General features: G+C 35.9%; 17 protein-coding genes, 4 tRNA genes and 3 rRNA genes. 7 read left to right on the forward strand and 17 right to left on the reverse strand.

The features are described from left to right. Positions 1-139 precede the first annotated feature (139 nt). Complete coding sequence (locus tag QLQ96_RS17480) at positions 140-826, reverse strand: hypothetical protein (RefSeq protein ID WP_482492111.1); 687 nt, start codon at positions 824-826, stop codon at positions 140-142. Between the two features lie 163 nt (positions 827-989). Here QLQ96_RS17480 and QLQ96_RS17485 point away from each other — a divergent pair, with 163 nt between their 5' ends. Genes QLQ96_RS17485 through QLQ96_RS17500 form a run of 4 tightly spaced genes read left to right on the forward strand, consistent with a single transcriptional unit; the run spans position 990 to position 3,876 of the window. Beyond that, positions 990-1,544 carry an RNA polymerase sigma factor gene (locus QLQ96_RS17485; RefSeq protein ID WP_482492112.1) on the forward strand — a complete coding sequence of 185 codons (555 nt, stop codon included), beginning with the start codon at positions 990-992 and terminating at the stop codon, positions 1,542-1,544. A 14-nt stretch (positions 1,545-1,558) separates the two neighbouring features. Next, positions 1,559-2,092, forward strand: a complete 534-nt coding sequence (locus QLQ96_RS17490) for an anti-sigma factor (RefSeq protein ID WP_482492114.1) — start codon at positions 1,559-1,561, stop codon at positions 2,090-2,092. After that, positions 2,076-3,134, forward strand: a complete 1,059-nt coding sequence (locus QLQ96_RS17495) for a hypothetical protein (protein ID WP_482492116.1) — start codon at positions 2,076-2,078, stop codon at positions 3,132-3,134. Before QLQ96_RS17490 ends, QLQ96_RS17495 begins: the two co-directional genes overlap by 17 nt. Before the next feature lie 19 nt (positions 3,135-3,153). Further along, a complete protein-coding gene (locus QLQ96_RS17500) occupies positions 3,154-3,876 on the forward strand; it encodes a head GIN domain-containing protein (protein ID WP_482492118.1) in 723 nt (240 codons plus the stop codon). An 88-nt stretch (positions 3,877-3,964) separates the two neighbouring features. On the opposite strand, the gene QLQ96_RS17505 is transcribed toward QLQ96_RS17500, so the two are convergent. The 6 genes from QLQ96_RS17505 to QLQ96_RS17530 all read right to left on the reverse strand — a co-directional run bounded on the left by QLQ96_RS17505 (position 3,965) and on the right by QLQ96_RS17530 (position 13,616). After that, positions 3,965-5,290, reverse strand: coding sequence for an MFS transporter (locus tag QLQ96_RS17505; RefSeq protein WP_482492120.1), 1,326 nt, complete (start codon positions 5,288-5,290; stop codon positions 3,965-3,967). A 171-nt stretch (positions 5,291-5,461) separates the two neighbouring features. After that, entirely contained in the window at positions 5,462-6,271 is an 810-nt protein-coding gene (locus tag QLQ96_RS17510) for a M48 family metallopeptidase (protein ID WP_482492122.1), read from the reverse strand. A gap of 83 nt (positions 6,272-6,354) precedes the next feature. Continuing rightward, the gene (locus QLQ96_RS17515) at positions 6,355-8,754 is read right to left on the reverse strand and encodes a glycoside hydrolase family 31 protein (RefSeq protein WP_482492123.1); all 2,400 of its coding nucleotides are present in this window, start codon (positions 8,752-8,754) and stop codon (positions 6,355-6,357) included. A 192-nt stretch (positions 8,755-8,946) separates the two neighbouring features. Further along, on the reverse strand, positions 8,947-10,851 hold the full coding sequence (gene glgB / locus QLQ96_RS17520; protein ID WP_482492124.1) for a 1,4-alpha-glucan branching protein GlgB: 1,905 nt from the start codon (positions 10,849-10,851) through the stop codon (positions 8,947-8,949). Positions 10,852-10,918: 67 nt separating this feature from the next. Continuing rightward, positions 10,919-12,199 (reverse strand): glucose-1-phosphate adenylyltransferase, encoded by a 1,281-nt coding sequence (locus QLQ96_RS17525; protein WP_482492126.1) that lies wholly within the window; start codon positions 12,197-12,199, stop codon positions 10,919-10,921. Beyond that, positions 12,189-13,616: a glycogen synthase gene (locus QLQ96_RS17530; protein ID WP_482492128.1), complete on the reverse strand. Its 1,428-nt coding sequence runs from the start codon at positions 13,614-13,616 to the stop codon at positions 12,189-12,191. The genes QLQ96_RS17525 and QLQ96_RS17530 overlap by 11 nt, the downstream gene beginning before the upstream one ends. Positions 13,617-13,732: 116 nt before the next feature. On the opposite strand from QLQ96_RS17530, the gene QLQ96_RS17535 reads away from it, so the two are divergent. Together QLQ96_RS17535 and QLQ96_RS17540 are read left to right on the forward strand one after the other, a co-directional pair. After that, the gene (locus QLQ96_RS17535) at positions 13,733-14,599 is read left to right on the forward strand and encodes an alpha/beta hydrolase (protein ID WP_482492130.1); all 867 of its coding nucleotides are present in this window, start codon (positions 13,733-13,735) and stop codon (positions 14,597-14,599) included. Between the two features lie 38 nt (positions 14,600-14,637). Next, a complete protein-coding gene (locus QLQ96_RS17540) occupies positions 14,638-15,288 on the forward strand; it encodes an endonuclease III domain-containing protein (protein ID WP_482492131.1) in 651 nt (216 codons plus the stop codon). Here QLQ96_RS17540 and QLQ96_RS17545 read toward each other — a convergent pair whose 3' ends face one another. The 10 genes from QLQ96_RS17545 to QLQ96_RS17590 form a co-directional block, all read right to left on the reverse strand. Continuing rightward, entirely contained in the window at positions 15,289-15,723 is a 435-nt protein-coding gene (locus tag QLQ96_RS17545; protein ID WP_482492133.1) for a nuclear transport factor 2 family protein, read from the reverse strand. Between the two features lie 13 nt (positions 15,724-15,736). After that, positions 15,737-16,189, reverse strand: coding sequence for a DUF1569 domain-containing protein (locus QLQ96_RS17550; protein ID WP_482492135.1), 453 nt, complete (start codon positions 16,187-16,189; stop codon positions 15,737-15,739). 100 nt (positions 16,190-16,289) lie between these two features. Then, a tRNA-Leu gene (locus tag QLQ96_RS17555) sits at positions 16,290-16,375 on the reverse strand. 6 nt (positions 16,376-16,381) lie between these two features. Further along, positions 16,382-16,454: transfer RNA gene (locus QLQ96_RS17560), tRNA-Phe, on the reverse strand. Positions 16,455-16,518: 64 nt separating this feature from the next. Continuing rightward, positions 16,519-16,628, reverse strand: a 5S ribosomal RNA gene (gene rrf / locus QLQ96_RS17565). A gap of 177 nt (positions 16,629-16,805) precedes the next feature. Beyond that, positions 16,806-19,688, reverse strand: a 23S ribosomal RNA gene (locus QLQ96_RS17570). A gap of 187 nt (positions 19,689-19,875) precedes the next feature. Next, a tRNA-Ala gene (locus tag QLQ96_RS17575) sits at positions 19,876-19,952 on the reverse strand. A gap of 86 nt (positions 19,953-20,038) precedes the next feature. Then, a tRNA-Ile gene (locus QLQ96_RS17580) sits at positions 20,039-20,112 on the reverse strand. 123 nt (positions 20,113-20,235) lie between these two features. Continuing rightward, positions 20,236-21,749, reverse strand: a 16S ribosomal RNA gene (locus tag QLQ96_RS17585). Together the 16S, 23S and 5S rRNA genes with 4 tRNA genes alongside form the textbook arrangement of a ribosomal RNA operon. 966 nt (positions 21,750-22,715) lie before the next feature. Then, positions 22,716-23,396: a DUF4294 domain-containing protein gene (locus QLQ96_RS17590; RefSeq protein ID WP_482492136.1), complete on the reverse strand. Its 681-nt coding sequence runs from the start codon at positions 23,394-23,396 to the stop codon at positions 22,716-22,718. 81 nt (positions 23,397-23,477) lie between these two features. Here QLQ96_RS17590 and QLQ96_RS17595 point away from each other — a divergent pair, with 81 nt between their 5' ends. Further along, positions 23,478-24,566, forward strand: coding sequence for a M42 family metallopeptidase (locus QLQ96_RS17595; protein ID WP_482492138.1), 1,089 nt, complete (start codon positions 23,478-23,480; stop codon positions 24,564-24,566). Positions 24,567-24,608 lie beyond the last annotated feature (42 nt).

Raw genomic sequence — 24,608 nt, forward strand, 5'->3', positions numbered from 1 at the left:
AGACAATCATTATGCCAAAACAAACTTAAAACTTAAATAATTCTAATTAGTCAATTTTAAAATACAATCCATTTTAAAGTTTAGAAAATAAAAAACCCGAAAATGTATTTTTCGGGTTTCAATTATATTTATATATCAATTACTTCAAAGAGTACGAAACTAGTTCTGAAGTAGTACCTGATGATTCTAATTTTACAATTCCAATATCCTTCGCAATCCAATAAAATGCATCTGATGAAGAATTTTGTCCTTGTGCGCTAGCTTCAATATGCAACTTAAACTTAATAACATTACTATAAGTTACTTCTTTTACTTTTAAGCTTATTCCTTTTTCTAAAATAGTACCTGTGTAATTTGCATTCATTTTTAGAGATGGAAAATTTGGTATGTTAAAGCTTGTTTCCATAGAATAAGATCCTGTCCATGTTTGATTTACGTCAAGATAATCCTTAAAAAGAATAAATTCATAACCAGTTGTTTTTCCACTTATTCCTTCAGAACTGTAATTCACTTCATCAATAACGATGTAATAATCTCCTTTTACTTTTTTAAGTGAAGCGCCTGCTGTTCCATAAATTTCGTCAGTTGCTCCAAATAACTGGTTAAATTTATAATAAGTATTACCATCTTTATCAGATGAACTTTGAATTTTCACTGTGCTTTGAGCACCATCTTGATTAAAAACCCATTGATTGCCCACTTTAGAAGGCCAATAATCTCCTGTTGATTCTCCAGCGCTTACTTTAGAATCGTCATTGCTACATGATGTTAGCATAAATCCTGTCATAACAAACAGGATTGCAAAGCATTTGTTTAGTTTTCTCATAATTGAATTTGTTTTTGGCGTTAAATTTTTATGTGAAATTATAGCAATGAATTTATTATACCTTACGACATTACGTAAAATGAAAAAATATTTTTTATTTTTTTATCAAAACTGTAACAAACAAAAAAAAGCCAAGTCTATATTTAAAACCAAAAGCTACTACTTGAATATAAACAACCAAAATATCGAAGAACTAATTGCGCTTTGCAAAACCAACAATCAAAAAGCGCAGTTTGAAATATACAATCGCTATTGCAAGGCGATGTATAACGTGGCTTTTCGTATTGTAAAAGACGAACATTTTGCACAAGACGTCATGCAGGAAGGTTTCTTAAAAGCTTTTACAAAAATCAATGACTATAAGCAAGAAGTGGCTTTTGGCGCATGGTTAAAAAAAATAATCATCAATTATAGTATCGATTTTTATAAGAAAAAAAACTCTTTTCAAGTAGAAGATTTAAGTAAACAGCTTTATAAAATTGAAGAAAATGACGGAATTATCTCCGATAACATTGACTTAAATTCTCTTAAAGTAAAACAGGTTTTAGATACAATTCTGCAGCTGAAAGATAATTACAGAATGGTGCTGACGCTTTTTTACATTGAAGGTTATGATCAAGAAGAAATCTGCGAAATTTTAAACATCACATACGCAAATTGCAGAACAACTTTGAGCAGAGCCAAAGATAGTTTGAGAAAAAAATTGGAAGAGATATAAAATGAATTGGAATTATGAAAAATGAAAAAGACAATTTAGACGAATTATTCAACAGATTTGAAAACAAATGGGATATTCAGGAATTAAATTCTGATCATCAAATGGATTTTCTGCAAAAATTAAATAAAAAAGAACCCAAGAAAAAGTATTGGTTCGCAACTGCTATTGCCGCTTCGATCGTATTAATGCTTGGAGTATCTCTTTTCTATAAAAATGAAAAACCAAAAGAATTCAAATTTGCTTCTAATGAAACTAAACGCACTGATTCTATTTTCAATATTCTAATTGAAAATGAACTGGTAAAATTGAAAGAGAAAAACTCTCCAGAAAATCAGCAGATTATTAATGATGCTATGAATCAGATGAAAACTTTTGACGCTGATTATCAAAAAATCATAAACGAACTGCAAAAAAATGGTGAGAATAAACAAATTATTTATGCGATGATTAGCAATCTCCAAACGCGTATTTCTTTTTTACAAACCGTTTTAAAAAGAATTGAAGACAACGAAAAACTAAAAAATACTTCTAATGAAAAAACACTATAACTTACTAATATTCTTTCTTTTGATTCCTTTATTAGGGTTTTCAAATGACGACACTTACATCACAAAACAAAAAAATATTAAAAAAACTTACATCGTAAACTCAAATGCCGGTATCGATGTTGACAACAAATACGGAAACATCACAGTTGCAACTTGGGACGAAGATAAAATAGATCTTGATATCACAATTAAGGTAAATGGACCAAATGAAAATTGGGTAAACGAACGATTAAATAGCATCGATATAGATATCACAGCGCTTAAAGGACTAGTTTCTGCTGTGACAAAACTTGGAAGCTCTAATGTTAAAAGCAAAGGAAGCAACAACAGTTTTGAGATCAATTATGTGATTAAAATTCCGAAAAATGGTTCAATTAAATTACTTAATAAATACGGCAATATTGCTGTTTTAAATGCAGAATCTACTACAGATATTGACTGCAAATACGGCAAAGTTGCTTTAGGAAAATTAAACGGTTCTAGTAATCAAATCTTCATTCAATATTGTCAAAATTCAAGCATTGATTACATAAAAAGTGGAAATATCGATGCAAGATATTCTAATCTTAAAATTAATGATTCTGGAAATTTGAATCTGAATGCAAATTATACAGATGTGAATATTAGTGACGGCCAAAATATAAAAGCAAATTGCAACTACGGAACGCTTAAGTTTCAAAAAATCAATTCTTTGAGCGGTTCTGGAAACTATTTGACTTTTGTTATTGGAGAAATCTCAAGCAACTTTAGTTATGATACTAATTACAGCAAAATCAGTATTGGAACGGTGACGGAGAAAGCTGGAAATATTACCATAAATTCTGGTTACACCGATGTTTCGATTGGCTACGTACCAAATTATGCTTTCGATTTTGATATTTCTGCAAGATATTCAAACATTAAATATGATAATTCTTTAGAAATTTCTGTTTCTGAGGTTAAAAGCAATAGCAAAAGAATTGCAGGCTATTACAAGAAAAAAGGTCAGAATAAAATCAACATTAATTCAAACTATGGAAATGTTTCACTAACAAAAAATTAATCATCTAAAAATCAAAACAATGAAAAAGTCAATTTTACTTACAGCATTAAGCCTATTTTTTATCGCAGTAAATTCTAACGCACAAACAAAAATAAGCGGAAATGGCAATGTTACTACCGTAACAAGAACTACTGGAGACTATGAAGGCATCAAAATCGCTGGATTCTTTGATGTGGATTTAGTGGCAGGAAAAGAAGGGAAAATTATCCTTAAAGGAGAAGAAAATTTATTATCTAAAATTAAAGTCGAAGTTGAAGGAAATGAATTGAAAGTTTATGTTGAGAAAGGAATACAACTTCGCACTAGCATTGGCAAAAAGATAGAAGTAACAGTTCCTTTCGAAAAAATATCAGCCGTTACTTTGTCTGGATCTGGTGATGTTAAAAGCAAAAATAAAATCAATAGCAATAGTTTTTCTGCAAAACTTTCAGGATCTGGTAATTTTGATTTAGATGTTGATTCTAAAAATTTTGATTTAGCTCTAAGCGGTTCTGGCGATATTGTTTTAAAAGGAAAAGCAGATTCTTTTACGAGTAAAATATCAGGATCAGGAAATGTGAATGCTTCTAATTTAAAATCGCAAGCTGTAGACGTAACTGTTTCTGGTTCTGGAAATAGTGTAGTAACCTGCGAAACAAGTATAACTGGAAGAGTTTCTGGTTCTGGAAATATTAAATATCTAGGAAATCCAGAGAAAAGAGATGTAAAAGTTTCTGGTTCTGGAAAAATTTACAAAGGTTAATTATTTTAAATAGAATATCGCAAATTACAAAACTATCATCAATCAATAATCAATTGCAATTTGCGATATGTCATAAAAGACGTTTCAATTAATTTGAAACGTCTTTTTTATGTACTCTTCTCAATAAAAATATTGCTGTAATAAAGAAAACTCCTAAAATTACAATTGCCGCACGCGGACTTCCTGTAATCTGATCGATGATTCCGTAAACACACATCCCGATTACGATTCCAATTTTTTCTGCAACATCATAGAAGCTAAAAAACGATGCTGTATCTTCAGTATCAGGCAATAGCTTTGAATAAGTTGAACGAGATAACGCCTGAATTCCTCCCATTACAAATCCGGCAATTGTAGCCATTACATAAAAATGAATAGGTAAAGAGATAAAATAAACAATTGCACAAAAAACAACCCAAATGGCATTAATTCCAATAAGAGTTGGAACATTACCCCATTTAGCTGAAGCCCTAGAAGTCAATACAGCCCCTACAACAGCAACTAATTGAATAATTAAAATACAAATTATTAAACCAATTGTACTTTGTTCTTTGCTTTCCCACTGAATTTCTTGCGCGCCAAAGTAAGTTGCCACAAGCATTACAGTTTGTACTGCCATACTAGAAACAAAGAAACCACCTAAGTAACGTTTCAATGGAATATTTTCCTTTAATAATGCCCAAACCTTCTTTAATTCTTTAAAACCATTAAACACAACAGATTTTGTTAATTTTTGGCCTGTTTCTTTACTTCCTTTCGGCAAATAATAATATGTGTACTGGCTAAATAAAATCCACCATACTCCTACCATTATGAAAGAATAACGCATCGCTTTCATTGCAGCTTCGCCATCCGTTCCTGAAATTCCAAAAAGTTTTGGCTTCATGATCATCGCTAAATTGATAATCAGCAAAATCACACTTCCAATATATCCTAATGAATATCCTTTTGCACTAATTCTGTCTTGCTGTTCTTCAAATGCAATATCTGGAAGGTACGAGTTGTAAAAAACCAAACTTCCCCAATAACCTAATAATCCAAGGAAATAAAACAATAATCCGACATAAATATTATCTAAGTCAAACCAATATAATCCCATACAAGATAAAGCCCCTACGTAACAGAAAAACTTCATGAATGATTTCTTGTTTCCAACATAATCGGCAATTCCAGATAATAATGGCGAAAGAAATGAAACCACCATAAAAGCAAAAGCGGTAATAAAACTAATTAAGGCTGAATTTTTAAGATGCATTCCGAAAACATCGATATAATGATCACGGTCGCTAAATAAAGCTTCATAAAAAATTGGAAAAACTGCAGAAGCAATTGTCAAGGTATAAACCGAATTTGCCCAATCATAAAACGCCCAGGCATTTAAAAGCTTCTTATCTCCTTTTTGTAGGTTTTTCATAGAAAAGATTTTGTTAAATAGGCTACGAATTTATCTATTTTTTATGATAAACAAACAGAAATTCTTCAAATCATACATTAATAAATTATGAACATCAGCAAAACAAAAAAGCTATTCAAAAATGAATAGCTTTTAAGTATATTTTTTATTGCATTATCTGCATTATCTGCATTATTTTATCGTTCCCACTTTAAGTGCGATTGCTCTTGCTTCTGGAATTAAAGCTTTAATATTCGCAATTCTAGATGCATCAGAAGGGTGAGTACTCATAAATTCTGGAGTACTTGCTCCACCTGATTTTGCTGACATTCTTGTCCAAAATGCCACAGCATCATCTGGATTATAACCTGCAATAGCCATTAGTGTTAAACCAATTTTATCAGCTTCAGTTTCATTTCCTCTACTAAAAGGAAGCATTACCCCTACCTCTGAACCAACTCCGTAAGCTTGAGCAAAAATTTGTTGAGTGGCTTCAGATTTTCCGCTAGTTGCGGCTCCCAAAGCAGCTCCTCCAATTTGCTGTAATTGCGCTGCAGACATTCTTTGCGCTCCGTGATTTGCCAGAGCGTGAGAAACCTCGTGCCCCATTACGGTTGCTAAACCAGATTCGTTTTGTGTAATAGGCAAAATTCCTGAATAAACCACAATTTTCCCACCAGGCAAACACCAAGCATTAACTTCTTTATTATCAACCAATTTATATTCCCAGCGATAATCTTTTAAATACTGGGTTTGTCCTAAATAGGTCAGATATTTTTCGGCTGCAGCCTTAATTCTAAAACCAACATTTTCTACAAGTTTTGCATCTGCTGTTCCTGTAATAACTTTGTTTTCAGATAAAAAAGTACTGTATTGCTGAAAAGAAGTTGGAAACAATTCGCTATTTGAAACAAAATTCAAGTTTTGTTTTCCAGTAATCGGATTTGTTGCGCAAGCCATAACAAGGGCACCAAAAATTCCTAAAAACATATATTTTTTCATAATTCGAGCTATTTTCTAACAAAAATACAATTAAAAAAAATAAAATATTTTACACATTAGATCAAAAAAATATCAAAATTTAACTATTCTCCAACAATATGAAGTTCATTGAACTCTTTATCAACTATTAAGAAATTATTCTGCTCAAAACTAATTTTATCAAATTCGATTTTTTCATTGTCAATTTCTATTTCCACAACTTTAAAAGGCAATCCGATAAGATTGATTTTGTATTTAGTATATGGAGTTATATATTTTCCTTCTTTATGAAGCTGAATAATCAATTCTTTTTCTTTTCCAATATTTCGTAGAGATAAATAGCTATATCGCCCTTTTTTATAATCGTAACCGTCTTGAGCATCTTCATAAACAGCCGACTGTTCTTTACCGTTATAATAATAAACATCAAGTGTCAATTCATCAAATTCTAATTCTCCCACATATTGCTGAACAGGATATTTTGGGATAATAGCGCCTGCTTTCACAAACACCGGAATCTCATCAAATTTTGTGTCAATCCAGATTTCTTTTCCTCCTATAAACAATTCATTTGTCCAATAGTTATACCACTCGCCTCTAGGAATATACATACGTCTACCTACAGCGTTAGGTTCAAGTATAGGACACACTAAAATTTGATTTCCAAAGATAAATTCGTCGTTGCGATAATGGGTCTGCGTATCATCCTGATCGTAGTAAACCAAAGGTTTTAACATCGGAACTCCTTCTTCAATATACTGCCAAAACATGGTGTACAAATAAGGCAGTAATTGGTAACGAAGACTCACAAATTTTCTCGTAATATTGATTACTTCTTCATCAAAAGCCCAGGGTTCTTGATTTCCGTGATCTCCAGAAGAATGCGTTCTACAAAACGGATGAAAAACACCTAACTGAATCCAACGCGCATATAATTCGCCTGTTGGCTGTTCAGCAAAACCTCCAATATCTGAACCTGTAAAACCCATTCCAGAAATAGAAAGCCTCTGAACCTGAATATTTGCAATCCATAAATGCTCCCAAGTTGCCACATTATCACCTGTCCAAGACGATGTATAACGCTGAGCACCAGCATAAGCAGATCTTGTAATGACAAATGGACGTTTTGGATACGCAAATCGTTTTACCCCATGATAAGTAGCTCTTGCCATTTGCGTTCCGTAGATATTGTGAGCTTTTCTATGACTGCACGGATTTCCATCATAAATATGGCGAACATCCATCGGAAACGTTTTATTTGGAACCTCCATAACGGCAGGTTCATTCATATCATTCCAAACTCCTTTTACTCCAATGTCTGCAATTAATTCTTTAAATAATCCAGCCCACCATTCTCTAACTACGGGATTTGTATAATCTGGAAAGTTGCATTCTCCTGGCCATACTTTTCCTTTCATATAAGGACCATCGGCTCTTTTACAGAAATAATCTTTTTCTAAACCTTCTTTGTAAACCCAGTAATCTTTGTCAATTTTAATTCCAGGATCAATAATTACGATAGTTTTAAAACCATCTTCTGCCAGTTCAGCAACCATTCTTTTTGGATCAGGAAAGTAATTTTTATTCCAAGTAAAACATCTAAAACCGTCCATATAATCAATATCCAAATAAATAGCATCACAAGGAATTTGAAGCTCTCTAAACTTAGATGTGATTTCTTTGACCTTACTTTCAGGATAATAACTCCATTTACATTGATGGTATCCTAAAACCCAAAGTGGCGGTAATTCTGGTTTTCCTGTTAAGTCGGTATAAGTCGTAACAACATCTTGCATTTGAGGACCGTAGACAAAATAATAATTCATTTCGCCACCTTCGGCCCAGAAACTTGTTACGTTTCTTCTTTCCTGACAAAAATCAAAAAATGTTCTAAAAGTATTATCGAAAAATATACCGTACGATTGTTTGTTATGAAGGCCAATATAAAAAGGAACCACTTTGTATAAAGGCTCCTGATCTTTTTGGTAAGCATATTGGTCAGTGGCAAAATTTTCTACTCTTTTGCCTTTAAGATTCATTTGAGTGGCTTTATCGCCAAGTCCATAATAACATTCTCCGTCTTTAGAATATTTGCTCATTTTTACGATATTTCCTCCATATTCATAGCTTTCTTCCCAATGAAAGCCAAGTTCATCTTCAAGAATTAGGAAATCATTTAAATCGTAAACCGCAAGACGAAGATCTGCCTTCTGGATTTTACATTTCACCTTACTTGTTTTGATTTGAAAGTAGGTATCTTCTTCGGTAACTTCCAAAAAATTATAACCATGAAGCTGTGTTTTATCAATGGCATAAGAAAAGTCGTTGCTAAAATAGCCTTTTGTAGTAAAGCGAAATCGGATTAAGCTATCGCGAAGAATTGTAACTTTTAAAATTACTTTGTTATCCGTATTAAAAAAAACAGAATCTCCTTCATGTTCATAAGAGACAATTTTTGATGGATATAAATCGCCTTTGTATTCTAATGATGTGTTTGTAATCATATCTCAAATGAATTAATTTATAGCATTTTCCTTGTACTCAAACATACAAAAAATGTCTTTAACACTCTATGAATAAAAGGTTTATTCACGAAAACGTTTTTTTTGAATGAGTGCTAAATTACCAAACAAAAAATAAACAATTTGATAATTTTGAAACGATATAATGTCAAAATCTTACTTCAAGATTTTTATTTAATTTAATGCATATACAGTAATACTCAAAGGTGGAAGAACTAACTCTGTAGAAAAATCTCTTCCGTCATAAGATATCGATTCTATTTTTAATGCTTTAGAATTTCCTACCCCACTTCCTCCATAAATTTGGGCATCACTATTAAAAATCTCCTGCAGTTTCCCTTTTTTAGGAATACCAATTCTATAATTTTCACGAGCGACTTGAGTAAAATTGCAAACTACAATGATATTCTCATCTGGATTATTTCCTTTTCTGATGTAAGATAAAATAGCATTTTGATGATCCGAATAATTAATCCATTCAAAACCATCGCCTCTAAATTGTTTTTCATATAAAGCTGGCTGTGATTTATACAACTGATTTAAATCGGTAATCAATCTTTTTATACCAGAATGAAAATCATATTGCAGCAAGTGCCAGTCTAAACTTTGTTCAAAATTCCATTCCTTTGTCTGTCCGAATTCAGCTCCCATAAACAACAGTTTTGTTCCAGGATGCGTAAACATATATCCGTATAATAATCTCAGATTAGCGAAACGCTGCCATTCGTCGCCCGGCATTTTATAGATAAGAGATTTTTTACCATAAACTACTTCGTCATGAGAAAACGGAAGCATGAAATTTTCAGTAAACGCATAAGTCATTGAAAAAGTCAATTCGTTCTGATGGTATTTTCTGTAAACTGTTTCTTTTTGAAAATACTGTAAAGTGTCGTGCATCCAGCCCATCATCCATTTCATTCCGAATCCCAAACCTCCTATAGAAGTTGGTTTAGAAACCATCGGAAAAGAAGTACTTTCTTCTGCAATAGTTTGAACTCCATTAAAATTAGAATAGATTACTTCGTTAAATTCTTTAAGAAAACTTATTGAATCTAGATTTTCTCTTCCGCCAAAAATATTAGCTTCCCATTCACCATCTTTTCTAGAATAATCAAGGTATAACATCGAAGCTACAGCATCAACTCGAAGTCCGTCGATATGATAATTTTGAAGCCAAAAAACAGCATTACTTATTAAAAAGGCACGAACTTCATTTCTTCCATAATTAAAAACCAAACTTTTCCAATCCGGATGATAGCCTTTTCGGCGATCTGGATGTTCATATAAATGCGAACCATCAAAGTAACCTAATCCATGTGCATCATCTGGAAAATGCGATGGAACCCAATCCAAAATAACACCAATTCCTTCCTGATGCAATTTATCTACCAAAACCATAAAATCCTGCGGTTTACCAAAACGAGAAGTTGGCGCAAAATATCCTGTTAACTGATAACCCCAAGAAGGATCATAAGGATATTCCATAATTGGCATAAATTCGACATGCGTAAAACCTGTTTCTTTCACATATTTTACTAAATCATCTGCAAGTTCAAGATAAGTTAAAAAACGATTATGGTCAGCTCTTTTCCAAGATCCTAAATGCACTTCATAAACAGAATATGGTTTATCTAAAGCATTATACTCTTGACGATTTTGCATCCAATTTTCATCTTTCCAATTATAATCTAAATCCCAAACAACAGATGCAGTATGTGGTGGTTTTTCGCAATAAAGTGCAAACGGATCAGCTTTTTCTGTAATTACACCATTTATACTAGATTGAATTTTATATTTATAAAGCGCTCCCTTTGAAATATTAGGAATAAATCCTTCCCAAATACCAGAAGAATCCCAGCGAACATTCAAAACATGTTCGTCATGTGTCCAATAATTGAAATCTCCAACAACAGAAACCGAATGAGCCGTTGGAGCCCAAACAGCAAAATAAACACCTTTTACTCCTTCAACTTCAACTAAATGAGCACCTAATTTTTCATATAATCTGAAATGTTTTCCAGCTTTGAATAAATCTATGTCAAAGTCAGTAAAAAGAGAATGTGGGATTACTTTACTCATATTGTTTTAGAGAATAATTGGATTTAGATTTTTGGAATTTGGAATTTTATCTTGATTATTTCAGCGTTTATTCAATTCTAAAATTGTCTGCAAGCGTAACTCCTTTTTTTACAACAACAATTCCGTCTTTAATACTGTACAATTCATTCGTAAAATTGTCTAAATGCTTTCCTCCACTTATGTGAACATTGTTTCCAATACGCACATTTTTATCGACCAAAGTGTTTTTGATAAAACAGTTTTCACCTATACCTACGTGTATTTTATTGATATTGCTTTCATGGTTCAATTCTTCCAAATCTTGATAGAAATCATTTCCCATAACGTAGCAATTCTCTAAAATAGTTCCTTCGCCAATTCTGGAACGAATACCAATTACAGAGCTTTTAATCTCTTTGGCATTAATAATACAGCCTTCAGAAATCAAAGATTGATTGATTATAGAATTTCTGAATTTAGATGGAGGCAATAATCTTGGCCTAGTAAAAATTTTATTCTCATTATCGAATAAATTAAACTCAGGAATATCAGCTGTTAAGCCAATATTAGCTTCAAAAAATGATTCAATATTTCCGATATCTGTCCAATATCCTTCATATTGATAACTTAATATTTTATGTTTTCCAACCGCTTGCGGAATAATTTCTTTACCAAAATCTTTTGTTTCTGGGTCAGCCATTAGCTCCTGTAACAATGATTTATTGAAAATGTAAATCCCCATTGAAGCCAAGTATTTTTTACCCTTTTCCTGCATGTGTTCGCTTACCTCCGATTCCCATTCAGGCAACAGCGATGGATGCGGTTTTTCAATAAAAGCCTCAATAACACTTTCGTGATTCGTTTTTAAAATTCCAAATTCTGGCGCATCTTTAGCATTTACTGGTAAAGTCGCAATAGAAATTTCAGCGTCAGCAGCGATATGCGCTTCAAGCATTTCATTAAAATCCATTTGATACAATTGATCTCCTGAAAGAATTAAAGCGTGATCAAAATCATGTTTCAAAAAATGTGACATACATTGTCTCACAGCATCTGCCGTTCCTTGAAACCAAGTCGGATTATCTGGAGTTTGTTCTGCTGCCAAAATATCTACAAATGACTGACTTAAAATACTGAAATTGAAAGTGTTTTTAATATGAGCATTTAGAGATGCAGAATTAAATTGTGTTAAGACAAATATTTTAAAAATATCGGAATTGATACAATTAGAAATCGGGATGTCGACCAAACGATATTTTCCTCCAATAGGGACTGCAGGTTTTGACCTTGTTTCTGTCAATGGAAATAAACGAGAACCTTGTCCACCTCCTAAAATAATGGCAACTACATTTTTCTTTTTAAACTTCATTTTGCTGAATTATTAAGTTGTATATTTCGATATAATCTTGGCAAACTCTTTCCCAGGAATGGTCTGCTGACATTCCTCGTTTTAAAACCTTTTTGAAATTTATTTTGTCCTCATACAACCCAACAGCACGATTTATTGAGTAGCAGATGTCGGCTACAGAAGCCTGATCATGGCAAACGCCATTTCCTTCATCTCCAAAATCAACAACCGTGTCCCTTAATCCTCCTGTTTTTCTAACAATCGGAATTGTTCCGTAACGCATCGCATACATCTGATTTAATCCGCATGGTTCGACCCTAGAAGGCATTAAAATATAATCTGAACCTGCATAAATCAAATGCGCTAAATCTTCATTATAACCTATATAAACATTGTAATTTCCTTTATAATCATTTCGCAATTGAGTTAACTGCGACTCTATTTCTGAATTTCCTGAACCTAAAATTAGAATATTAATTTCCTCAAAATTTTCAGATAAAGCCAAAGCAGAAGCATGTGGAAGCAAGTCACCTCCTTTTTCTTCAAATAATCTTCCAATAAAACTAAATAAAGGTTTTGATGCATCTAATTCAAATTGTTCGCAGAGCTTTTCTTTATTCTTTCTTTTTCCAATTTCAAAATCTTCAATCGAATAATTTTCTGCAATCATCTGATCTTTCATCGGATTCCAGACTTCAATATCAATTCCGTTTAAAATTCCTTTAGATTTATTTCTCACAGAATTAAATAAAGATTCCAAACCATTTGCTGAAATATTAATTTCATTTAAATAACTTGGAGAAACTGTCGTTACTGCATTGGCACATTTAACACCAACAGCCAAAGAGTTGATAGAATTGCTCCATTCTAAAAATCCAACATGCTTTAAATCAAATTCAGGCAAGTAATACAATTTATCAAAACCAAACCAACCTTGGTACAATCCATTATGTATTGTTATAACTGTTTTAACATGCTGCAAATTTTCATATTTATAAGCAAATTGAAGTAAAAATGGAATAACTCCTGTGTGATGATCATGGCAATTAATAATATCTGGAGTATTATTTCGTGCTAAAATCCAATCAAGGGCAGCAATTTGAAAAGACAAAAATCTTTCGATATCATCTTCATAACCGTAAACATTTGGTCGATTAAATAATTCATTAATTTCTATTAGGTATAATTCAAAACCTAACTTATTAGTTATTTCTTTTAGAACGCTAAACGGAAAATTAAAATCTCCTAACTTAACTATTCCCCAATGAACACATTCGAAATTATTTTCTTTTCTGAACTTAGTGTCATAGCAAGGAATTACAACTCTAACATCATGACCCGCAGATTGTTGATATTTAGGTAACGCACCAACTACATCACCCAAGCCACCCACCTTTGCAACAGGATAACATTCTGCACTAATATGAAATATTTCCATTTCAGAAATTAATTTATGATTAGACATAAGAAGCAATCATATATGTACTACTTTTATGTTTTTTAAATTTAGCAAAAAAACGACCAAAAACCTTCACTTAAATAAGTTTTATTGAAATGGCAAAAAAGGCAATTAATCCTACTAAATCATTAAAAATTCCTAAGATTATTATAATATCTGCGAAGATTTGCGCATTTATGTCAACAAAATTAGTTACAAAATTTGCTGCAAAGATTTTTACTACACCTATAAAACATAAAGTTCCTAAACGAGAGTTAGAAATGGATACTAAAAGTATTCAAAAACTAATTCATGTTCCTGCGGTTGACAAAAGTGTAGTTACCTATACTTATGGACAAAGCCAACGCAAAGTTTTATTGGTACATGGCTGGTCTGGAAGAGGAACTCAACTATTTAAAATTGCCCATGAACTTTTGGCAAAAGGCTATTCGACTGTGAGTTTTGATGCGCCTGCACACGGAAAGTCAAAAGGTAAAACAACAATAATGTCTGAATTTATAGCTTCTATTTTAGAAATAGAAAAACAATTTGGGCCTTTTGAAATTGCAATCGGACATTCTTTAGGCGGAATGTCAGTTCTAAATGCGATTAAAGATGGACTTAAAGTAGAAAAAGCTATAATTATCGGGAGTGGTGATATCGTTCAGGATATCTTAGACGAATTTACTTTTAAGTTAGGTTTAAAAAAGGAAATTAGTGATCATTTAAGAGATACTTTTGAAAATAAATATCAACTTAAAATGGATGATTTCTCAGCTTATAAAGCTGCACAAAAAATAAAAATTCCCGTTTTAGTAATACATGACAAAGATGATCCTGAAGTTTCTGTTAAAGCTGGAATACACATTAATGAAAATCTTGAAAATGGAACTTTATTTTTAACTGAAGGATTAGGTCATCGAAAAATACTTGGAAATCAAAATGTTATCAAAAAAATTCTAGAGTTCATTAAAATCAATTAACTTTATAGATAAGCAACTCACTATCAACAACAAAGAATATGGATTTATTTGGAGAAACATCAGATTGGGAAACTAAATTAAAACCCCTTTTAAAAAAGTATAAAAACAAAAAACATCCTTTAGATTATCAAAATCCATATCAATTATTGGTTATGGTTGTTTTATCTGCTCAGGATTCTGATGCTAATATTAATTCGATTGCACCCGTTTTATTTGAAAAATTTCCCACATTAAAAAGTTTATCAAAAACCGATTTAGAAACTTTTTTGCCATATGTAGCTAAAGTTAGAAATCATGGAACTAAAGCGCAATGGCTTTTGGATATTGCAAAGAGCATAAAAGAAGACAATGATATTCCTTTAACAATGAATCAATTAACAACATTAAAAGGGATAGGAAGAAAATCTGCAAACGTAATTTTAAGAGAAACTGGGAAACCAGCAGAAGGAATTATTGCAGATTTACATGTAATAAGAGTTGCTCCCAGAATTGGAATAATTAAAGAATCTAAGGACGGAAATAAAGTAGAGAAAGATTTGATGCAAGCTTTGCCAAAAAATATTTGGTCTGAAATAGGAATGGCAATTTCATTTTTAGGCCGTGAAATTTGCAGACCAAAACCAAAATGTCCAGAATGTCTTTTAAATGACATTTGTTTGTACTACAATACTGAAATCCTAAAAAACTAATTATTTTCTTCGCGTATCAATTATATAAATAATTTTCCACGAATCTTTTTCTTTAAATAACGTAAAAGTATTTACACCCGAGTGACTGAATTTGTCATTCAAATAAAATTCATACGGTGCCCAAACATGAGCCATTGTTCCATCAATTTGAATATTATAATTCAATATTTTTTCTTGAAATTTTATATTTGAAGGAATTGTTGCAATAGATTTATAAAATTCTTTTGCACTTTCATCAGATAATTTATTCCCTTTGACAGTATTTTTGATAATAGATTGCAATATCATTTTATCTGAACAAACTAATTTGATCTTTGCAGAATCTCGTTGATGAAATCCTTCAAAAAACAATTCAATACATTTTTGCACTTCTTGTTTTTGAGCATTAGAAGATAATCCTAAAAGAAGAAAAAATATAATAGTATAAATTCTCATAGTTATATTTTTTTTAAACACCAAATTGAGAAAAGTGATGATCTAAATGTTTGGCAAACATATTATTCCATTCTTTAGAAGACAATTTTCCAAAAGAAGGCGATTCTTTACCTTCAAAATTATTCTCTCCTAATTCTAAAGTTTTATTGATATACGATATAAGTCTTTCTTTTTCAAGTTCAAAATTACGTCCTCCATTGATAATAAATTGTGGAGCCGTTCTTATATTTTTAGGATAAGGAGATTCGTCTACAACTTTATTCTTTACAAACCATTTCAAAATGAATCTCATAAAAGCGTTTGGCTTTTTATGAATATCATCATACACCATTTCATATGTCACATTGCAGTGAGCCAACATGTGATCAACAGACATTTTACCCCAAAGTGGCTGAGAGTCAAACTTTAACTGATTAATTCTATCTATAAGTTGATCACAATCTTTTTTAATAAAAACATTTTGCATAATTCTGAATATTATTAAAGTAAAAATATAAAATTTAATAGAATCACTCAATTTTATGCAAAAAAAAACTCCAATTAACAAAAGCCAATTGAAGTTTTAGTACTCAGAGCGGGACTTGAACCCGCACGAACATTGCTGTTCACTGGATTTTAAGTCCAGCGTGTCTACCAATTTCACCATCCGAGCATTATGTGGTACCTCCAGGGATCGAACCAGGGACACATGGATTTTCAGTCCATTGCTCTACCATCTGAGCTAAGGTACCTTATTACTTATATTTCTATAAGTAAAAATTTGAATAAAAAAACATTAAAAAAATGTTTTCCAAAGAAAGGCGACGACATACTCTCCCACATAACTGCAGTACCATCTGCGCAGGCGGGCTTAACTTCTCTGTTCGGGATGGGAAGAGGTGAGCCCCGCCGCAATAACCACCTTAAGGTTTTTAGTCCAAAGCCAAAGGTCATAAAGCTGCAAAGCCTTTCGGCTTTTGACTTTAATCTTTCGACTGAAAGACTGCTCTTGCGTCGAGCAAATATTTTAACATACTGGGATAAAGAAAAGTTTTTATCGTTTAGAAAGTTTCCTCCCCCGATCTGCATCGGGGGAAAAGGGTGTGCATAAGCTTACGGATTATTAGTACTACTCGACTATGACATTACTGCCTTTACATCTATAGCCTATCAACGTGGTCATCTTCCACGATCCTTAAAAGAAATCTCATCTTGTGGTGGGTTTCGCGCTTATATGCTTTCAGCGCTTATCCCTTCCCAACGTAGCTACTCTGCGGTGCCCCTGGCGGGACAACAGATACACTAGAGGTTAGTCCAATTCGGTCCTCTCGTACTAGAATCAGATCCACTCAAATTTCTAACGCCCGCAGTAGATAGAGACCGAACTGTCTCACGACGTTCTGAACCCAGCTCGCGTGCCACTTTAATGGGCGAACAGCCCAACCCTTGGGACCTTCTCCAGCCCCAGGATGTGACGAGCCGACATCGAGGTGCCAAACCCCCCCGTCGATATGAGCTCTTGGGGGAGATCAGCCTGTTATCCCCGGCGTACCTTTTATCCTTTGAGCGATGGCCCTTCCATGCGGAACCACCGGATCACTATGCTCTACTTTCGTACCTGATCGACCTGTATGTCTCTCAGTCAAGCTCCCTTATGCCATTGCACTCTACGCACGGTTACCAAGCGTACTGAGGGAACCTTTAGAAGCCTCCGTTACTCTTTTGGAGGCGACCACCCCAGTCAAACTACCCACCAAGCACTGTCCTCTTCATCGAAGAGTTAGGCCTCAGATAAACAAAGGGTTGTATTTCAACAATGACTCCACAACGCCTGGCGACGCCGCTTCATAGTCTCCAACCTATCCTACACATCATTTATCCAAGGTCAATACTAAGCTATAGTAAAGGTGCACAGGGTCTTTTCGTCCCACTGCGGGTAAACGGCATCTTCACCGTTACTACAATTTCACCGAGCTCATGGCTGAGACAGTGTCCAGATCGTTACACCATTCGTGCAGGTCGGAACTTACCCGACAAGGAATTTCGCTACCTTAGGACCGTTATAGTTACGGCCGCCGTTTACTGGGGCTTCAATTCAATGCTTCTCCGAAGATAACATCTCCTCTTAACCTTCCAGCACCGGGCAGGTGTCAGGCCCTATACTTCATCTTGCGATTTTGCAGAGCCCTGTGTTTTTGATAAACAGTCGCCTGGACCTCTTCACTGCGGCCCCCATTGCTGGGGGCGACCTTTCTCCCGAAGTTACAGGTCTATTTTGCCTAATTCCTTAGCCATGAATCTCTCGAGCACCTTAGGATTCTCTCCTCAACTACCTGTGTCGGTTTACGGTACTGGTGCCAATTGCCTGAAGTTTAGAGGTTTTTCTTGGAAGCCCTTAGGCGCACTATCTCTTTGTCCGAAGACTCCGAGTACTATCGTATTTCCCCAAAAGATGTGGATTTGCCTGCATCTCTTATAGGTAGGTACTTCAACGAACTATTCCGTCAGTTCGCGGCGCTTTCATCACTCCGTCACCCCATCACAGCAATTGGCAGTACGGGAATATTAACCCGTTGGCCATCGACTGTCCCTTTCGGGTTCGCCTTAGGACCAGACTAACCCACAGCTGATTAGCATAGCTGTGGAAACCTTAGTTTTTCGGTGTGCGGGTTTCTCGCCCGCATTATCGTTACTTATGCCTACATTTTCTTTTCTGACCGGTCCAGCATGCCTTACGGCACACCTTCAGCCCTGTCAGAATGCTCCCCTACCACTTTGCATTACTGCAAAATCCATAGCTTCGGTAATATGCTTATGCCCGATTATTATCCATGCTCGTCCGCTCGACTAGTGAGCTGTTACGCACTCTTTAAATGAATGGCTGCTTCCAAGCCAACATCCTAGCTGTCTGGGCAGACAAACCTCGTTCTTTCAACTTAGCATATATTTGGGGACCTTAGCTGATGGTCTGGGTTCTTTCCCTCTCGGACTTGGACCTTAGCACCCAAGCCCTCACTGCTGTAAAACATTATATAGCATTCGGAGTTTGTCAGGAATTGGTAGGCGGTGAAGCCCCCGCATCCAATCAGTAGCTCTACCTCTATATAACTATTATCAGCGCTGCACCTAAATGCATTTCGGGGAGTACGAGCTATTTCCGAGTTTGATTGGCCTTTCACCCCTACCCACAGGTCATCCGAAGACTTTTCAACGTCAACCGGTTCGGACCTCCACACTGTGTTACCAGCGCTTCATCCTGCCCATGGGTAGATCACACGGTTTCGCGTCTAACACTACTGACTAAAGCGCCCTATTCAGACTCGCTTTCGCTGCGGATCCGTGGCTTAACCACTTATCCTTGCCAGCAGCGTTAACTCGTAGGCTCATTATGCAAAAGGCACGCCGTCACCCCACGAAAGGGCTCCGACCGCTTGTAAGCGCATGGTTTCAGGATCTATTTCACTCCGTTATTCACGGTTCTTTTCACCTTTCCCTCACGGTACTGGTTCACTATCGGTCTCTCAGGAGTATTTAGCCTTAGCGGATGGTCCCGCCAAATTCAGACAGGGTTTCACGTGCCCCGCCCTACTCAGGATACCGCTATCCATTACGCTTGTTGCCCATACGGGGCTATCACCCTCTATGGCGTCACTTTCCAGCAACTTCCGGTTCCTTGCGCATGAAATGTCGCGGTCCTACAACCCCAGCACTGCCGTAACAGCACTGGTTTGGGCTAATCCGCGTTCGCTCGCCACTACTTACGGAATCACTTTTGTTTTCTTCTCCTCCGCCTACTTAGATGTTTCAGTTCAGCGGGTTTGCCCACCTATCGGTGTGCTATGTCTTCAACATAGCGGGTTGCCCCATTCAGGTATCTGCGGATCAGTCGGTGTGTGCCCGTCCCCGCAGCTTTTCGCAGCTTATCACGCCTTTCATCGCCTCTGAGAGCCTAGGCATTCCCCATGCGCCCTTATTTTGCTTATTGCACCAGTCTTGTAAATTAAAACAAGACCGTTTTTTTTTGTTTTTTGCAATAAATTGCAAAAAACGCTTTCTACTTTCTTATTATTTTCTTATCCCAATATGTCAATGAACTTTATTTCGCTTTAGGCTTTAAGCAATACGCTTTAAGCTTTCTCAGCTTACGGCATACAGCTTACAGCTTATAGCCCTTGGTGGAGAATAACGGAGTCGAACCGTTGACCTCCTGCGTGCAAGGCAGGCGCTCTAGCCAGCTGAGCTAATCCCCCATTTTTAAATGATGAGTTATGAATTATGAGTTATGAATGCTCATAAACGCTCAACTTCTAAAATTTCCTTTTTTTAAGTCAAATAGTAGTCCCGGGCAGACTCGAACTGCCGACCCCTACATTATCAGTGTAGTACTCTAACCAGCTGAGCTACGAGACTCTGTTTTTCTTAATTTTTCATTTTTTTTAAATTAACAGCAAGAGCAATACAATTTTAAAGATCCAAAAACCCTATCGGGCATCTTATTTCCCAAGCGTGCTTGCGCTAACACTCGGGCTCTAGAAAGGAGGTGTTCCAGCCGCACCTTCCGGTACGGCTACCTTGTTACGACTTAGCCCTAGTTACCAGTTTTACCCTAGGCAGCTCCTTGCGGTCACCGACTTCAGGCACCCCCAGCTTCCATGGCTTGACGGGCGGTGTGTACAAGGCCCGGGAACGTATTCACCGGATCATGGCTGATATCCGATTACTAGCGATTCCAGCTTCACGGAGTCGAGTTGCAGACTCCGATCCGAACTGTGACCGGCTTTGTAGATTCGCTCCTGGTCGCCCAGTGGCTGCTCTCTGTACCGGCCATTGTAGCACGTGTGTAGCCCAAGGCGTAAGGGCCGTGATGATTTGACGTCATCCCCACCTTCCTCACAGTTTGCACTGGCAGTCTTGTTAGAGTTCCCGACTTGACTCGCTGGCAACTAACAACAGGGGTTGCGCTCGTTATAGGACTTAACCTGACACCTCACGGCACGAGCTGACGACAACCATGCAGCACCTTGTAAATTGTCTTGCGAAAGGTCTGTTTCCAAACCGGTCAATCTACATTTAAGCCTTGGTAAGGTTCCTCGCGTATCATCGAATTAAACCACATGCTCCACCGCTTGTGCGGGCCCCCGTCAATTCCTTTGAGTTTCATTCTTGCGAACGTACTCCCCAGGTGGGATACTTATCACTTTCGCTTAGCCACTGAACTTGCGCCCAACAGCTAGTATCCATCGTTTACGGCGTGGACTACCAGGGTATCTAATCCTGTTCGCTACCCACGCTTTCGTCCATCAGCGTCAATCAATTGGTAGTAACCTGCCTTCGCAATTGGTATTCCATGTAATCTCTAAGCATTTCACCGCTACACTACATATTCTAGTTACTTCCCAATAATTCAAGTCCTGCAGTATCAATGGCCGTTCCACCGTTGAGCGATGGGCTTTCACCACTGACTTACAAGACCGCCTACGGACCCTTTAAACCCAATGATTCCGGATAACGCTTGGATCCTCCGTATTACCGCGGCTGCTGGCACGGAGTTAGCCGATCCTTATTCTCACAGTACCGTCAAGCTTGCTCACGAGCAAGTGTTTCTTCCTGTGCAAAAGCAGTTTACAATCCATAGGACCGTCATCCTGCACGCGGCATGGCTGGTTCAGGCTTGCGCCCATTGACCAATATTCCTCACTGCTGCCTCCCGTAGGAGTCTGGTCCGTGTCTCAGTACCAGTGTGGGGGATCTCCCTCTCAGGACCCCTACCCATCGTAGCCTTGGTAAGCCGTTACCTTACCAACTAGCTAATGGGACGCATGCTCATCTTTCACCGTTGTGACTTTAATTATAAAATGATGCCATCCTATAATGCTATGAGGTATTAATCCAAATTTCTCTGGGCTATCCCTCTGTGAAAGGCAGATTGCATACGCGTTACGCACCCGTGCGCCGGTCTCTACATCCGAAGACATATACCCCTCGACTTGCATGTGTTAAGCCTGCCGCTAGCGTTCATCCTGAGCCAGGATCAAACTCTTCATCGTATATTTTAATATTATATCTCGATGCCTTATTCAGGTTCTTTTAAAATCTTCCGATTCTACTGCTCTTATTTCTTTTGTTCCGATTTTCATCGGAACGGCTGTCAATTCAATATGTCTACGAACGTGTATTTCTGTCTTTTCGCCTGTATCTCAAAGCGGATGCAAAACTAAAAATTCTTTTTGTTTCTCGCAAGAAAAATTTGAAAAAATTTTGAAACTTTTTTTCGTTTCCATTCTCTCATTTTTCTTACCAATCTCTCAAGGAACTTTACGCGTTTTGCGGGGTGCAAATGTAAAAAGCATTTCCGAATCTCACAAGCTTTTTTTAACCTTTTTTGAAAATAAATTTTCAACCCGGTTTAAATCTTCTTGCCAGTATTTCAGTGAACGTCTTTCGCTGTTGCGGGTGCAAAAGTAGCACATCTTTCCACTTATACAAGCCTTTTTTACCCCTTTTTTCAATGTTTTTCCACTCTTTTTCTTAACTCGCTGACAACTCCCGCTTTACATTTCATCTTTTTTTGGTCCTGCGTAGGGTTTTTCTGGGTTCGGGTGCGGTTTTGGCATTTTCCGGCGAGTTTCGATCTTGGTTTTTGCCGGATTTTCAGGTTTTATGCGCCTTTTTAGCCATTTCTATGCTTTCGAAATTTTATTTCCTCCGAAAATCCTCTTCCGAAGACCGCTCCCCCTAGCCCCGATAGGAGCGGAAATCCTTTTTATGGCGGGGTTCGCCATGAAAAGATTGCAACGCATAGCGGGAATAAGCTCCTAATTCCAAAACTCGAAAGGCTGCGCTGCGCTCAGACGGACAACCCATACTTATATATTATATGTGTCAAAACTAAATCGTGAGGCTTCGACTTCGCTCAGCCAGACAATCTATATATTTATATTATATAAGTAAAAAACAAACCCGACAGCTTTTGGAAAACTGTCGGGTTTGTATACTATAATATATATGTAGAATTATTTCTTGTTTATCTCTTTTGCTTTATGCTGCCACTTTTCTGCTAGATCTTCGTAGTTTACTGGATTTGCTGGTTTTTGACTTACCAATCGTCCAGATTCAAAAGCTCTAACCAAAATTGTTTCTATTAAATAGTCTTCGTTAACATCGTATGGCTTGTATTCTTCTTTTAAACTAATGTCAAATAAATTGGCGGTTGTGTTAGACACGAAGGCTTTGAATCCGCTTTTTAACGTTTTTATGAGTTCGTAAGTTGTGATCCCTGTTTGACGATGCACTAATTTTACCAAAATTTGCCCTTGTTTTCTAGAAAGCTTTTTAAGTCTTTCTTCGAATTCGTTATTTAAGTAATCTTCAACGATCTTAAAATACTTCTTCTTTTCACGGCTTGTTTTTAGGCGAGCCATTCCATTATTCAATGCTGTTAATCTATCCGCTGCCAGTTTAGCATAGGGATATACTTTATATACTCTATTTTGAAGAATCTGAAATTGCTTCATTTCTTCTGGACTCATCTTCTGCCCTTTCGAAATAATTATTTCTGGCAGTTGGATAGTATCTCCTAAAATAGAATCTCTCTCTGTTAATATATATCCCATTTGTTCGTTCTCTTTTGGAGTAACTTGGGCTTTTGACGAAAAACAAACTAGTAGTATAAATAAAAAGGTGGTTAATCTCATTGAATCATAATTTAAGTGTAAAATTATATATTTATATACAACTCTGATACCAAATTTATATTTTAGCGGAAAAATATTTTTATGAGTACAAATTCTATCTTAAATGATACTTCTATAGCATTCTTAGAAAGCTACTTAAATAATGCTTCTCCTACTGGTTACGAAAGTGAAGGCCAGAAACTTTGGATGGATTATTTAAAACCTTATGTTGATACTTTTATAACTGATACTTACGGAACTGCTGTTGGAGTAATCAATCCTGATGCTCCTTATAAAGTTGTAATTGAAGGACATGCTGATGAAATTTCATGGTATGTAAATTATATTACGGAAGATGGTTTAATATATGTTATCAGAAATGGTGGTTCTGACCATCAGATTGCTCCTTCTAAAAGAGTAAACATTCATACTAAAAACGGAATTGTTAAAGGTGTTTTTGGATGGCCAGCAATTCATACGCGTTTGCGTGATAAAGAAGAAATTCCTAAATTGAGTAATATTTTTATTGATTTGGGTTGCGAGAACAAAGAGCAAGTTGAGGCTTTGGGAGTTCATGTTGGATGCGTGATTACTTATCCTGACGAATTTATGATTTTAAACGAAAATAAATTTGTTTGTCGCGCTATTGACAATAGAATGGGCGGTTTTATGATTGCTGAAGTAGCTCGATTATTAAAGGAAAACAATCAAAAACTTCCTTTTGGTTTATATATCGTGAACTCTGTTCAAGAGGAAATTGGCCTTCGCGGAGCTGAAATGATTGCGCACAGAATAAAACCAAATGTTGCAATTGTTACTGATGTTTGCCACGATACCACTACTCCAATGATTGACAAAAAAGTAGAAGGTGACCTTAAAATGGGTAAAGGCCCTGTTATTGGTTATTCGCCAGCTATTCAGAATAAATTGCGAGATTTGATTGTAGATACTGCTACGGAAAATAAAATTCCGTTTCAGAGGCATGCCACTTCACGTGCAACAGGAACAGATACCGATGCTTTTGCTTATAGTAATGGTGGTGTTCCTTCAGCGTTGATTTCCCTTCCACTACGCTACATGCATACCACTGTAGAAATGGTTCATAGAGATGATGTTGAAAATGTGATTCAATTGATTTATGAGTCATTACTGAAAATTGAGAACAATGAGACGTTCTCTTATTTCAATTAAAAATAATATCCCACCAAATTCGGCTGTTTCTTGAAATGGCCG

Source organism: Flavobacterium sp. B167r (genome assembly GCF_056824315.1).

Excerpts from the sequence above, each read along its gene's own strand:
- QLQ96_RS17480 (WP_482492111.1), bottom strand. The coding sequence starts at position 826 with ATGAGAAAACTAAACAAATGCTTTGCAATCCTGTTTGTTATGACAGGA.
- QLQ96_RS17490 (WP_482492114.1), top strand. The coding sequence starts at position 1,559 with ATGAAAAATGAAAAAGACAATTTAGACGAATTATTCAACAGATTTGAA.
- QLQ96_RS17495 (WP_482492116.1), top strand. The coding sequence starts at position 2,076 with ATGAAAAAACACTATAACTTACTAATATTCTTTCTTTTGATTCCTTTA.
- QLQ96_RS17500 (WP_482492118.1), top strand. The coding sequence starts at position 3,154 with ATGAAAAAGTCAATTTTACTTACAGCATTAAGCCTATTTTTTATCGCA.
- QLQ96_RS17505 (WP_482492120.1), bottom strand. The coding sequence starts at position 5,290 with ATGAAAAACCTACAAAAAGGAGATAAGAAGCTTTTAAATGCCTGGGCG.
- QLQ96_RS17510 (WP_482492122.1), bottom strand. The coding sequence starts at position 6,271 with ATGAAAAAATATATGTTTTTAGGAATTTTTGGTGCCCTTGTTATGGCT.
- QLQ96_RS17515 (WP_482492123.1), bottom strand. The coding sequence starts at position 8,754 with ATGATTACAAACACATCATTAGAATACAAAGGCGATTTATATCCATCA.
- glgB (WP_482492124.1), bottom strand. The coding sequence starts at position 10,851 with ATGAGTAAAGTAATCCCACATTCTCTTTTTACTGACTTTGACATAGAT.
- QLQ96_RS17525 (WP_482492126.1), bottom strand. The coding sequence starts at position 12,199 with ATGAAGTTTAAAAAGAAAAATGTAGTTGCCATTATTTTAGGAGGTGGA.
- QLQ96_RS17530 (WP_482492128.1), bottom strand. The coding sequence starts at position 13,616 with ATGGAAATATTTCATATTAGTGCAGAATGTTATCCTGTTGCAAAGGTG.
- QLQ96_RS17535 (WP_482492130.1), top strand. The coding sequence starts at position 13,733 with ATGGCAAAAAAGGCAATTAATCCTACTAAATCATTAAAAATTCCTAAG.
- QLQ96_RS17540 (WP_482492131.1), top strand. The coding sequence starts at position 14,638 with ATGGATTTATTTGGAGAAACATCAGATTGGGAAACTAAATTAAAACCC.
- QLQ96_RS17545 (WP_482492133.1), bottom strand. The coding sequence starts at position 15,723 with ATGAGAATTTATACTATTATATTTTTTCTTCTTTTAGGATTATCTTCT.
- QLQ96_RS17550 (WP_482492135.1), bottom strand. The coding sequence starts at position 16,189 with ATGCAAAATGTTTTTATTAAAAAAGATTGTGATCAACTTATAGATAGA.
- QLQ96_RS17590 (WP_482492136.1), bottom strand. The coding sequence starts at position 23,396 with ATGAGATTAACCACCTTTTTATTTATACTACTAGTTTGTTTTTCGTCA.
- QLQ96_RS17595 (WP_482492138.1), top strand. The coding sequence starts at position 23,478 with ATGAGTACAAATTCTATCTTAAATGATACTTCTATAGCATTCTTAGAA.